The following is a 12547-nucleotide window of genomic DNA, read 5'->3' on the forward strand; positions in this document are numbered from 1 at the left end:
AAAGACCGAGGTGAGGGCGGATGAACGTGATGACGGGTTCTGAAGCCGCCGGCGACGACCGGGCGGCCTGGCGGCCGGAGGACCCCGTCGACGAGTCGGCCACGGCCAGAGCCACGGTGGATCCCCACGGCATCGTGACCGGGTGGAGCGAGGGCGCACGGCGACTGCTCGGATTCCGGTCCGCGGAGGTCATCGGCCGGCCCGCGGCGCCGTTGCTCGCCGGGGAGCCGCCCTCCGCGGCGCTGCGCTCCCTGCACACGCTGCCGAGGTGGAACGGGGCGGCGACTCTCCTGCACTCGGACGGCCACCACCTCACAGTGAACCTGCTGGCCCACCGCCGGGAACCCCACTCCGAAGACGACGGGGGCGGCGAGTGGCTCCTGGTCTCCCCCCTGGCCCGGCCGTCGTCGCCCCTCCAGGACGACGCGCTGCTGAGGTGGGCGTTCACCCAGTCCCCGGCCACGTCGGCGCTCTACGACACCGGTCTGCGGCTGCGGCTGGCGAACGCGGACATGGAGCGGGTTATCGGCCTGCCCGAAGCGGCGATGCAGGGGCTTCGGGTGTCGGAGATCGTGGTCGACTCGGAGGGAGACCGGACGGAAGAGTGCATGCGGCGGGCGCTGGAGACCGGGGAACAGCAGCATCTGCAGCAGGTCCTGCGCCTGGCGGGCCACAGGAGCGAGAGCATCTGGTCGACGTCGCTCACCCCCGTGAAGGACGCCGGGGGAACGGTACGGGGCGTGCTCCTTTCCGCCTCCAACGTGACCGAGGAGCACCTGGCCCGGCGCCGTCTGGCCCTGCTCAACGAGGCCAGTATCCGCATCGGCAGCACCCTGGACCTGGCCCGGACCGCGCAGGAACTGGCCGACGTCGCCATCCCGCACCTCGCGGACTTCGTCACCGTCGACCTGCTTCCCGCCATCGAAGGCGGCGACGATCCACGCGCCAGCTCGCCGCCCAGCCCGGTCATGCTGCGCCGTGTCGCCTACCAGTCGGTCCTGGAGGGCTGCCCCGAGGTCGTGGTGGAGCGCGGAACAGTGGCCGCCTACCCGGACGAGTCGACCGCGGCCAGGTGCCTGAGCACCGGCCGACCGCTGATCGAGAACGTGACCCCTTCCGCGATGGACCGGGTGGCGAGCCAGACCCCGGACCGGGCCGAGCGGATGCGACGCTTTGGCTTCCACTCGGTGCTGGCCGTGCCGATGCGCGCCCGCGGCATCACCCTCGGCGTGGCGACGTTCTCCCGCCACCGGCGCCCGGAACCCTTCGAGCGGGACGACCTGCTCCTCGGCGAGGAGATCACCGCCAGGGCCGCCGTCTGCATCGACAACGCCCGCCGCTACGACCGTGAGCGCCGCACCTCCCTCACCCTGCAGAGCAGTCTCCTGCCGCAACGGCTGCCCCCACAGGCCGCCGTCGATGTCGCCTCCCGCTACCTGCCCACCAGTGCGCAGGCCGGCGTCGGCGGCGACTGGTTCGACGTGATCCCGTTGTCCGGCGCCCGGGTCGCGCTCGTCGTCGGCGACGTCGTCGGCCACGGCATCCAGGCCTCGGCCACCATGGGACGGCTGCGCACCGCCGTACGCACCCTCGCCGATGTCGACCTCCCGCCCGACGAGCTGCTGACCCACCTGGACGACCTGGTCATCCACCTGTCCGCCGAAGCCGAAACCGCAGCCGGCACCGTCAGCGACATCGGCGCGACCTGCCTGTACGCCGTCTACGACCCGGTCTCCCGGCGCTGCACCCTGGCTCGCGCGGGCCACCCCGTACCCGCGGTGGCGACCCCGGACGGCGCCGTGGAGTTTCCCGACATCCCCGCGGGTCCGCCGCTGGGGCTCGGCGGCCTGCCCTTCGAAGCCACCGAGATCGAACTGCCCGAAGGCAGCCTCCTCGCGCTGTACACCGACGGTCTCATCGAGGACCGGGGCCGCGACATCGACGAAGGCCTCGACGCGCTGCGCGAGGTGCTGGCCCGGCCTGCTGCGTCCTTGGAGACCACCTGCGACACCGTGATCCAGACGCTTCTCCCCGACCGCCCCGCCGACGATGTGGCGCTGCTGATAGCCCGCACCCGCGCCCTGGACGCGGCACATGTCGCCACCTGGGACGTGCCGGCCGATCCCGCAGCGGTCGCCGAGACCCGAATGAACACCCTTCGGCAGCTGGCCGCCTGGGGCCTGGACGAGGCCGCCTTCGTCACCGAACTGGTCGTCAGCGAGCTGGTCACCAACGCCATCCGCTACGGCGGCGCCCCCATCCAGCTCCGGCTCATCCGGGACCGCAACCTCATCTGCGAAGTCTCCGACGCCAGCAGCACCGCCCCCCACCTGCGCCGTGCCCGCACCTTCGACGAGGGCGGCCGCGGCCTGCTCCTCGTCGCCCAACTCACCCAGGGCTGGGGCACCCGCCAGACGTACGACGGCAAGACGATCTGGGCCGAACAGGCCCTCCCCACGACCTGAAAGCATTGCGCAATCTTCTGTTGAATTCTGTCCGGAACATTGCCCGACCGCGTGGGCTCCTGTAGCACGGTGCGCGGAGTTGTTCCCTCCGCCACCCCTGTAACACCGGGAGCACGTATGTCCCAGTCCACACGGAGCCGTGCACCCAGACTGGGCGCCGTGGTCCTCACCGCACTTGCGCTACTGATGTCCCCCACGGCAAAGGCCGGGGCCGCCGACACGGCCACCACCGCCACCACCGTCACGGTGGACGACTCCGTCCAGGGAAGCGGGCGGGACCAGTTCGACTACCACGGCTCCGGCTGGGGCCACGCGAGCGGCGAGGGAGCACCCGCCAACCCCTACGAGGGCACCAACAGTTGGACCGAGACCACCGGCGACTCGGTCGACTTCGCCTTCACCGGCACCCAGCTCACCTTCCACGCGATCACCGACCCCGGCCATGGCATCGCCGCCGTCTCCGTCGACGGCGACACCCCCGTGGACGTCGACCTCTACAGCGCCGGCCGCACCGGCGACGCCCCCGTGTGGACCAGCCCCACCCTTCCCGACGGCCCGCACACCTTCACGCTCACGTCGACCGGCCGGAAGAACGCCGCTTCCAGCGGCACCGCAGTGACCGTCGACCGGATCGACTTCGTCGGTGAGGCACCCGTTCCGGGCAAGACCGACGTCACCGTGGACGGAGCCGGCACCGGCCGCACCTTCGACGGCATCGGCGCCATCAGCGGCGGCGGAGGCAACTCACGACTGCTCATCAACTACCCCGAGCCGCAGCGCAGCCGGATCCTGGACTACCTCTTCAAGCCCGGCTACGGCGCCGCCCTGCAGATGCTCAAGGTGGAGATCGGCGGCGACACCAACTCCACCGACGGGTCCGAGCCCAGCATCGAGCACACCAAGGGAACCGTGCACTGCGACAGCGGCTACGAGTGGTGGCTGATGGAGCAGGCCAAGAAGCGCAACCCGCACATCAAGCTGTACGGCCTCGCCTGGGGCGCCCCCGGCTGGATCGGCAACACGGCCAACTCCCCCGGCGGCGGCGACTTCTGGTCCCAGGACATGATCGACTACCTGACCAGCTGGCTTGGCTGTGCCCGCCAACACGGCCTGGACATCGACTACCTGGGCGGCTGGAACGAACGCGGCTACGACATCGGCTGGTACGAGAAGCTGCACGCGACGCTCACCGCCAAGCACCTCCCGATACAGATCGTCGGGGCCGACTCGGGCCTGGACGTCGCGGACGACATCGCCTCCGACCCCGACTTCGCCAAGTCCGTCGACGTCGTCGGCGTCCACTACCCCTGCGAGGGCGGCGACGGCGGCAGCGCCAACACCTGCAACAGCTCGGCCACCGCCCAGGCCACCGGCAAACCCCTGTGGGCCAGCGAGAACGGCTCCCTGGACGAGAACACCGGCGCCGGCGCCCTCATCCGCTCCATCACCCGCGGCTACCTCGACGGCAAGTTCACCGCCTATCTCAACTGGCCGCTGATGGCCGCGATCTACCCCAACCTGCCCTACGACACGGTCGGCCTCGCGGTGGCGAACCAGCCGTGGTCCGGGGCGTACGACATCGGCACCAGCCTGTGGACGACGGCCCAGGTCACCCAAGTCACCCAGCCCGGCTGGAAGTTCGTCGACAAGGCGAGCGGCTATCTCGGCGGGGACCGCGTCAACGGCAGCTACGTCACCCTGAAGTCGCCGGACAACTCGGGATACAGCACCATCCTGGAGACCTCCACCGCGAGCACCTCCCAGACCGCCGACTTCACGGTCACCGGCAGACTGCCGACCGGCAAGGTGCACATCTGGGCCACGGACCTCAAGTCCGGCAGCACCTCTGACCGTTTCGTGCACACCGGTGACGTGACGCCCGTGGACGGGCACTTCAGCGTCTCCCTCAAGCCTGGTTACGTCTACTCCCTCACCACCACCACCGGCCAGGGCAAGGGCAGCGCCGTCAGCCCGAAGCAGGGCCACCTCGCGCTCCCCTACAGCGACTCGTTCGAGCAGAAGACCCCCGGGCGGGAGGCGAAGTACCTGTCCGACATGCAGGGTTCCTTCGAGACCGCGCCGTGCAAGGGCGGACGGTCCGGCCAGTGCGTGCGGCAGATGGCCGCACAGCAGCCCATCGAGTGGCAGGACGACAGCGACGCGTTCGCCCTCCTCGGCGACATCGACTGGAAGAACTACACCGTCAGTTCGGACGTCTACCTGGAGCAGTCCGGCACGGTCGAACTCATGGGCCGGGCGGGTGACCAGCAGCGGCCGCAGTCCCACCAGGCGGGCTACTTCCTGCGGGTCGCCGACACCGGTAAGTGGTCGGTGGTCAAGAGCGACACCAGCGGCCGGCCGGCCACACTCGCCGACGGCACCACCCGGGCACTGGGCACCCGCAGCTGGCACAAACTGGCCCTGAGCTTCAGCGGCACCACGATCACCGCGAGCGTCGACGGCAAGCCGGTCGGCGCGGTGGACGACTCCGCGTACGCCTCCGGGCAGGTCGGCATCGGCGTGGTCGGCTACCAGACCGACGAGTTCGACAACCTCAGCATCACCCCCGTGAAGCAGGCCGCCGAAGCCCCGGCCACACTCGCCGCGGACCTCCCGGCGACCATCCACCGGGGCGAGTCGGCAACCCTGAAGTCCACCTTCACCGTCCCGGCCTCGGGCGACGCTGCCACCGGTCTCACTCTGCGGCCCGGCGCCCCGGACGGCTGGACGGTCACCGCCACCACACCGACGACCTTCTCGAAGGTCACCCCGGGCCACTCGGTCACAGCGAGCTGGACCGTCACCGCCCCCACTGCCGCCGCGACCCCGGTGTCCGTCACCTTCTCGCCGCTCGCCACCTACGTCCGCGGCGTCGTGCAGCACTGGACGTACGGCACCGCGAAGACCGAGGTGCCGATCCCCCCGCCCACCGGGAGCCCCTACCTGAGCGACCTGTCGTTCGTCTCCAGCAGCAACGGCTGGGGCCCGGTGGAACGCGACACCTCCAACGGCGAGCAGGCGGCAGGCGACGGACTGCCGATCACGATCCGCGGCACCGTCCACGCCAAGGGCCTGGGCGCCCACGCCGACAGCGACGTGGCGTTCTTCCTCGGCGGCAACTGCAGCAAGTTCACCGCCACGGTCGGCACCGACGACGAGGTCGCCCCGTACGGTTCGGTCACCTTCTCGGTGACCGCCGACGGCCGGACACTGACCACGACCCCCGTCCTCACCGGCACCTCACAGCCCCTGCCCCTGGACGTCGACGTCACCGGTGCCCAGCAACTGCACCTCGTGATCTCGGACAGCGGCGACGGCAACGCCCACGACCACGCGGACTGGGCCGACGCCCGGCTCGACTGCGCGGGGTAGGGCGGGGCAGCACGGTGTCCTCGTACGGGACCCCGTCCGTCTGCCTGCTCTAGTCGATCGCTTGCCGAGTGTGCAGATACTTGGCAAGCGATCCGACGTATCGCCGTCCGAACCCTTCACCCTTCTTCCGAACTCAGCGGAGCTCCCCCTGGTAGACCGCGGTGATCGGCATCCTGTGTTCCGGCCGTTTCGTATCCCGGTTCGGCACCCGGCCGGTGATCGCGCTCGGCAGTCTCGTGATCATCGCGGGCACGGTCGTCATCAGCGCGTCGGCCACCCAGGGGGCCACGCCGTCGGGACAGGTCATCTCCAGCGCGAGGATGACGTGCTCGACGCCACCGCTCGCGGCGCACGGTCGCGCCCGCAGCGGGCCCCTCACGTCGACGCCAGCGCCTCCGTAGGAGGAAGGCGTGCCGCGCGGACCGAGGGCTAGACGCCGGCCGCCATGCCGATCAGTACCGCGCCGAGGCAGCCCCCCGTGACCGAGAGCACGGGGATCACCGTAGGCCAGCCCTGGTAGGCCGCGTAGCCGACGTTGGCGAGGACACCGAACAGGGTTCCGGTGATGGCCCCGAGCAGTGACAGTCCAATGGACTCGGTGAGGAACTGGACGCGGATCTGACCGCGGGTCGCGCCCAGCGCCCGGCGGAGCCCGATGTCCCTTCGGCGCTCCAGGACCGAGATGACCATGGTGTTGGCCACGCCGATTCCGCCGACCAGCAGGGTGACACCGGCCAGGCCGAGGAAGAGGGAGGAGAAGGTGTTCTGCGTGGCGCGCTTGGCCGCCAGGGCGTCGGACGGGCGGCTGACCTGGACCTGTCCGGGCGGCTCCGGGAACATGGTGGCGGGGAGTACGTTCCGTACGTCCTCCAGATCGGCCTCCCGTGCCTTGACGTAGATCACCGTGGGGTTTCCCTCGAAGCGCAGTGTCTTCTTGGCGGTCGGCCATCCCGTCAGTACGGCGTTGTCGAGGTCGTCGGAGAGCGGTACGGAGTGCAGAATGCCGATCACGGTGAACCACGACTTGTTGATCTGTATCTGTGGCGGCGGGTCGTTCTCGGGAATTTCCCCGATGCCGAGTTGGCCGGCGGCCCGGTAGCCCAGTACGGCCGTGGGGAACTGCTAGGGCCTGTCCGGCCGATCATGCGGCTGACCGAGGACCGGTCCGATCCGGGAGGTCAGGAAACGAGGGAGCGCCGGGCCGGGGGAATCTTGGCGTGCTGGCCCTGGTAGAACATGATCGATGGGTATCCAGGAGCGCGAGCGTAAGGTGTACCGGCCGCTGCGGCGGGCCGGCCTTGAGGTGATTCCGAACGCCGTGCCGGACGGCACGATGCCGTTCGTCTTCGGATACGGTCCCGAGGACATCACTGGTGGCTTCTCTCACCGGTACGAAACCCCACGGCTCGTCGAGCGTCTCAACGAGGACTGGTATGACCTGGCGGTCTCCGCGGGCCTTTTCGACCACCGGCGTGAGTTCCTCGTCCTGCTTCCTCACGGCACCCACACGCACCAGGCCGTCCTGCGTAAGCAGAACCAGCACTATGGCCGCCGTGCCGCACCGGCGGTCTGGACCCGGGTCCGGCTCCTGGACCGCTGGGACATCATGGGCCGGGGTGCGGCATCGGCGTTCCTCGGCATACACGGCCACCCGGGCTTCGGCATGATGGCTCTCGACGGCAGCGTGTACGTCAGTGCCTCGACGGGCGAGATCGGCGTCGACGTGCGCGCGGTGGCCCACCCGGACCGCTCTCAGAACATCTTGCAGTACCTGGAATGGTACGCACATTGGGACTATCCCCTCGCCGACAAGGAGGAGCAGAAACGGATCGCCGTCTGGCTCGCGGGCCGCGCACCGGGGACCGTCAGCCGTTCCGACCGATGACCACGCGGTCCCCCGCGGCGATGTCGGCAAGATTGTCGCCCTCCAGCTGATCATGTGACTGCTCCGTTGCCGAATCGTTCACGTGGTCATGGGGCGGGGCGACCTGACGGATGCCGAATGGGAACGACTTCGGCCGTTCCTGCCGGTCAGTAACGGTCGTTGCGGCCGGTGGCGGGATCACCGGCAGGTGATCAACGGGATTCTGCACCGGGTGCGGACCGGCGTGCATTGGCGTGACCTGCCTGAACGGTTCGGCCCGTGGAAGACGGTCTATGAACGCCACCGCCTGTGGTCGGCCGACGGAACCTGGGAACGCCTACTCCAGCAGGTCCAGACCGAAGCCGATACCGCCGGGGAGATCGACTGGGACATCTCGGTCGACTCCACCATCGTGCGTGCACATCAGCACGCCGCCGGCGCCCGCACCGAACCACCGCCGACTCCCGCCTCAAAGGGGGCCGCAGCAGCAGAACACCAGGGCGAAACGCTGTGGCGGAGCCTCGTCGCCCGCCTGGTGGAGGTGGTGCAGAAGGTGAGGGCTTGGGCCGCTCGCGGGGCGGGTTCACGACCAAGCTCCATCTGAGTGCGGACGGCCGTTGTCGCCCGCTGTCTCTGATTATCACCCCGGGACAGCGGGCGGACTGCACACAGTTCGAGCCGGTGTTGGAGAACATTCGTGTTCCGCGGATCGGGCCGGGCAGGCCGCGGAAGACGCCTGACAGCCTCGCGGCGGACAAGGCGTACAGCAACGGCCCCTGCCGCGAGTACCTGCGTCGTCGGGGCATCCGGCACACGATCCCGGAGAAGACTGATAGCCAGGCTGCCCGCTTACGCAAAGGCTCTCGCGGCGGACGGCCACCCGGTTTCGACGAAGAGCGGTACAGGAAACGCAACACCGTCGAGCGGGCAATCAATCGTTTGAAGCAGTGCCGGGCGGTCGCCACTCGCTACGACAAACGCGGCTACGTCTTCCTGGGCACCGTCACAGCAGCAGCCCTCTCCATATGGCTGCGAACGTGATCGCCCGGACAAGACCTAGTCGGCGGCGCTGAAGAACCTTCCCTAGAAGACTTTTCCGCCCACCACGCTCAACAGGTCGCGTCGGGCCGCGAGCACGCTGAGTCCGGTGCCGGAGAAGTCCTCATCGCCGATGAGGTCGGAACGCCGGACCTCGGCATGGGTGTTGGCCACCGCGCTCGCCTCGGTGACCGGTTGGATGCGGTGCACCATGTCGACCGATTCCTCGGGCAGCCGAACCGGCACACCCTGTCCCGAAAACGGCTGCACGCGCAGCATGTTGGACCCCAGCGCCGAGATCTCGTCCATCAGCGCGCGCTGGCTGGACCGCCCGCGCTCACGCGCAGGTGGCCGACGCACGGCGCGAGTTCCACCACCAGCTCTCCACGAGGATCATTCGCGCTCACCAAGCGATTGCCGTTGAGGACCTGGCGGTGAAGGGGCTCGCCCGTACGCGCCTGGCCAAGTCCGTCCACGACGCGGGATGGTCCGCGTGCGTGACGATGCTGGAGTACAAGGCCGCGAAGTTCGGCCGCAGCTTCCACCGCATCGGACGGTTCGAGCCGACCTCCCAGGTCTGCTCGCGGTGCGGCGTCAAGGACGGCCCCAAGCCCCTGCACATCCGCGCGTGGGAATGCGGGGCTTGCGGGGCCGAACTCGACCGGGACATCAACGCGGCGGTCAACGTCGCCAAGGCCGCCGGACTGGCGGTGCCAGCCTGTGGAGCGCGGGTGAGACCGGTACTCGTATCGGCCCAGCGCGGTGAAGCAGGAACCCACCGAGACGGTCAGCCGACCGTGGTAGGAATCACCTCCCCTTAGGGAGGTGAGCGGAAGTCAAAACCGCCGGATCCTGGCCGTGCTGCGGTATCTGGAGTCGTGACGGCAACGACGTGCCTGGCGGCGCAGCCAACCACTCACCCCACTCATACGGATCCTTGTACCTGAGCGGCCAGGGAACCTGCTGACATGTTCCGAACAGGAGGATTCGAGGGGGTCGGAGAGGCTGCACCAACATCTTCGCTGCGTGTGTCTCATAGTGAAACGATCGGTTAGCCAGTGGCGTTGTCAGTGGTGGGAGGCAGGATGACTGCATGACCACACCAGTTGCGCAGATCGTGGACGCCGCTGCCTACGCGCAGGCCGTCGAGGACGTCGTGGCGGCCGCGGCCGCCTACTACACGGACGGCACCTCTCCGCTCGACGACGACGCCTACGACCAGTTGGTGCGCGGCATCGCCGTGTGGGAGGACGCGCACCCCGACCAGGTACTGCCGCACTCCCCCACGGGCAAGGTCGCCGGCGGCGCGGTCGAGGGCGATGTGCCGCACACGGTGGCGATGCTGAGCCTGGACAACGTGTTCTCGCCCGAGCAGTTCACCGCGTGGACGGCCTCACTGACCCGCCGGATCGGACGCGAGGCGGCACGCTTCAGCGTGGAGGCCAAGCTCGACGGTCTCGCCGTCGCGGCCCGCTACACCCAGGGGCGCCTGACCCGGCTGATCACCCGCGGCGACGGGATCGCCGGAGAGGACGTGTCGCACGCGATCGGCACCCTCGAAGGACTGCCGGAGAAGCTGGACCAGCCGGTCACCGTCGAGGTGCGCGGCGAAGTCCTCATGACGACGGCACAGTTCGAGCACGCCAACGAGGTGCGCACCGCACACGGCGGGCAGCCGTTCGCCAACCCGCGCGGCGCGTCCGCGGGCACGCTGCGGGCCAAGGAGCGGGCGTACACGGTGCCGATGACGTTCTTCGGCTACGGCCTGCTGCCCCTGCCGGACACCGATACCGAGCTCGCCGAACGGCTGGACGGGCTCGCCCACAGCGAGCTGATGGCTCTGGCCGCCCGGCTGGGAGTCCACACAGCCGCCGCCACCGCGGTGCCCACTGTCACGGCCACGACCGTGGACGAGGTCCTGGAGCGCGTGCGGGAGATCGCCGCGCTGCGCGCCGAGCTGCCCTTCGGGATCGACGGCATCGTCATCAAGGCCGACCTGGCCGCCGACCAGCGAGCCGCCGGTTCCGGGTCGCGCGCGCCCCGCTGGGCGATCGCCTACAAGCTCCCCGCCGTGGAGAAGATCACCCGCCTGGTGGCGGTGGAGTGGAACGTGGGCCGCACCGGGATCATCGCCCCGCGCGGCGTCCTGGAGCCGGTGCAGATCGAGGGCGCCACCATCACCTACGCGACCCTGCACAACCCGGCCGACATCACCCGCCGTGACCTGCGGCTGGGCGATCACGTCATGGTCCACCGCGCCGGCGATGTCATCCCGCGCATCGAAGCGCCGGTCGCCCACCTGCGCACCGGCGACGAACAGCCCATCGTGTTCCCCGAGATGTGCCCGCGGTGCGGCTCCGCCATCGACACCAGCCAGGAGCGCTGGCGGTGCGAGCAGGGCCGTAACTGCCATCTGGTGGCCTCCCTCTCCTACGCTGCCGGCCGCGACCAGCTCGACATCGAGGGCCTGGGCGCCACCCGCGTGATCCAGCTCGTCGAGGCCGGCCTCGTAGCGGATCTGGCCGACCTCTTCGCCCTGACCCGTGAGCAGCTTCTGACACTGGAGAGGATGGGCGAGACGAGCACCGACAACCTGCTCGCGGCCCTCGCCACGGCCCGGACCCAGCCACTGTCACGGGTGCTGTGCGCACTCGGCGTACGCGGCACCGGCCGCTCCATGTCCCGCCGCATTGCACGGCATTTCGCCACCATGGACAACATCCGTGTCGCCGACGCCGAGGCCCTGCAGCAGGTCGAGGGCATCGGCCCGGAGAAGGCCCCCTCCATCGTCACAGAAATCGCCGAGCTCACGGAGCTCATCGACAGACTCGCCGCGGCCGGGGTGAACATGACCGAACCCGGCGCCACTCCCCCGGCTGCTGCAATCGACGACCCGGCAGCACCGGCCGACACCCCCGACGACCGTCCGCTTGCGGGTATGGCGGTCGTCGTCACCGGCGCGATGACCGGTCCCCTGGAAAGCCTCAGTCGCAATCAGATGAACGAGCTCATCGAGCTGGCCGGCGGCAAGTCCTCCTCCAGCGTCTCGAAGAAGACCTCCCTCGTTGTTGCCGGCGAAGGCGCCGGCTCCAAGCGGGACAAGGCGGAAACCCTCGGCATCCGACTCGCCGCGCCCGACGAATTCGCGCTGCTCGTCGCCGACTACCTGCCCTGAGCCCGTCACCGCCGGCAGCCTGATCGCTGCGCCCAGCGGCACGGGCCAAGGCAATGGACGTCCTCCAAGGCGAGGAGGCCGCCGGCCACGCCGGGAAGCAGAGGCCCGGTCAGTGCGAGCGCGGCCTTTCCGCCAGGTAGGTTTCGGGCGACCGTTCAGTGGTGGCCAGGTCCTGGCGCGCCCCAGGGCCAACTCCTTCGCCGACTCGGCGAACTGGCAGGCGGAACGTTTGGCTCAGCGGGGAGCGAGGACGTCCGTCCCGCCCTCCCGCCGGGCACGCCGCCAGCGTTCCACCGACCGCTCACTGAACGTTTTCAGCTTTGCCACTCCAGGGTGAGGGCGGCACTGGCGACTGACGTCATGTGGTGGGGGTGAGCGGGCCCTCCGGCCAACTGGCCCGGCAGGCCGAGAAGAGTTCACCTTCGCAGGACGCTGGCATACAAGCGGCCTCGTCCGAAGGGCCAGGTGCAACCGCGACTGCTCTGGTGGTACCGGAAAGCGCGGCCTGGTACACGACCCCGTACAGCGCCCAGGTGCGGCCCAGCGGTGCGTCCGGCTGCCAGTGCGGCGGGGCGGGACCGCCTCTCAACACCAACTCCCTTGCACAGGTGTGCAGTCGGACCTCGACGCTGG

8 protein-coding genes and 1 pseudogene are annotated in these 12547 nt (G+C 69.6%); 6 read left to right on the top strand and 3 right to left on the bottom strand.

The features are described 5' to 3' along the window. Positions 1 to 20: 20 nt before the first annotated feature. Both AQJ46_RS00315 and AQJ46_RS00320 read left to right on the top strand, forming a co-directional pair. Positions 21 to 2465 (top strand): SpoIIE family protein phosphatase, encoded by a 2445-nt coding sequence (locus tag AQJ46_RS00315; protein ID WP_079072044.1) that lies wholly within the window; start codon positions 21 to 23, stop codon positions 2463 to 2465. A 186-nt stretch (positions 2466 to 2651) separates the two neighbouring features. Beyond that, positions 2652 to 5837: an NPCBM/NEW2 domain-containing protein gene (locus AQJ46_RS00320; RefSeq protein WP_159063965.1), complete on the top strand. Its 3186-nt coding sequence runs from the start codon at positions 2652 to 2654 to the stop codon at positions 5835 to 5837. A 133-nt stretch (positions 5838 to 5970) separates the two neighbouring features. On the opposite strand, the gene AQJ46_RS55250 is transcribed toward AQJ46_RS00320, so the two are convergent. Together AQJ46_RS55250 and AQJ46_RS00330 are read right to left on the bottom strand one after the other, a co-directional pair. Then, on the bottom strand, positions 5971 to 6216 hold the full coding sequence (locus tag AQJ46_RS55250; RefSeq protein WP_059203624.1) for a hypothetical protein: 246 nt from the start codon (positions 6214 to 6216) through the stop codon (positions 5971 to 5973). Between the two features lie 50 nt (positions 6217 to 6266). Continuing rightward, positions 6267 to 6959: pseudogene (locus AQJ46_RS00330) on the bottom strand (ABC transporter permease); the annotation flags it as partial. Between the two features lie 121 nt (positions 6960 to 7080). Here AQJ46_RS00330 and AQJ46_RS00335 point away from each other — a divergent pair. Beyond that, positions 7081 to 7722 carry a hypothetical protein gene (locus AQJ46_RS00335; protein ID WP_059203625.1) on the top strand — a complete coding sequence of 214 codons (642 nt, stop codon included), beginning with the start codon at positions 7081 to 7083 and terminating at the stop codon, positions 7720 to 7722. 88 nt (positions 7723 to 7810) lie between these two features. Continuing rightward, a protein-coding gene (locus AQJ46_RS51505) for an IS5 family transposase (RefSeq protein WP_404828347.1) occupies positions 7811 to 8742 on the top strand; the annotation gives its coding sequence in 2 pieces (ribosomal slippage) (positions 7811 to 8144 and positions 8144 to 8742; 933 coding nt in all). A 42-nt stretch (positions 8743 to 8784) separates the two neighbouring features. On the opposite strand, the gene AQJ46_RS00345 is transcribed toward AQJ46_RS51505, so the two are convergent. Next, the gene (locus AQJ46_RS00345) at positions 8785 to 9048 is read right to left on the bottom strand and encodes a hypothetical protein (protein WP_059203626.1); all 264 of its coding nucleotides are present in this window, start codon (positions 9046 to 9048) and stop codon (positions 8785 to 8787) included. A 38-nt stretch (positions 9049 to 9086) separates the two neighbouring features. On the opposite strand from AQJ46_RS00345, the gene AQJ46_RS00350 reads away from it, so the two are divergent. Both AQJ46_RS00350 and ligA read left to right on the top strand, forming a co-directional pair. Next, positions 9087 to 9560, top strand: coding sequence for an RNA-guided endonuclease TnpB family protein (locus tag AQJ46_RS00350; RefSeq protein ID WP_404828348.1), 474 nt, complete (start codon positions 9087 to 9089; stop codon positions 9558 to 9560). 272 nt (positions 9561 to 9832) lie between these two features. Then, positions 9833 to 11914, top strand: coding sequence for an NAD-dependent DNA ligase LigA (ligA, locus tag AQJ46_RS00355; protein WP_059203627.1), 2082 nt, complete (start codon positions 9833 to 9835; stop codon positions 11912 to 11914). The last annotated feature ends 633 nt before the right edge of the window (positions 11915 to 12547 follow it).

Origin of the sequence: Streptomyces canus (genome assembly GCF_001514145.1) — a bacterium.
GTDB lineage: Bacteria > Actinomycetota > Actinomycetes > Streptomycetales > Streptomycetaceae > Streptomyces > Streptomyces canus.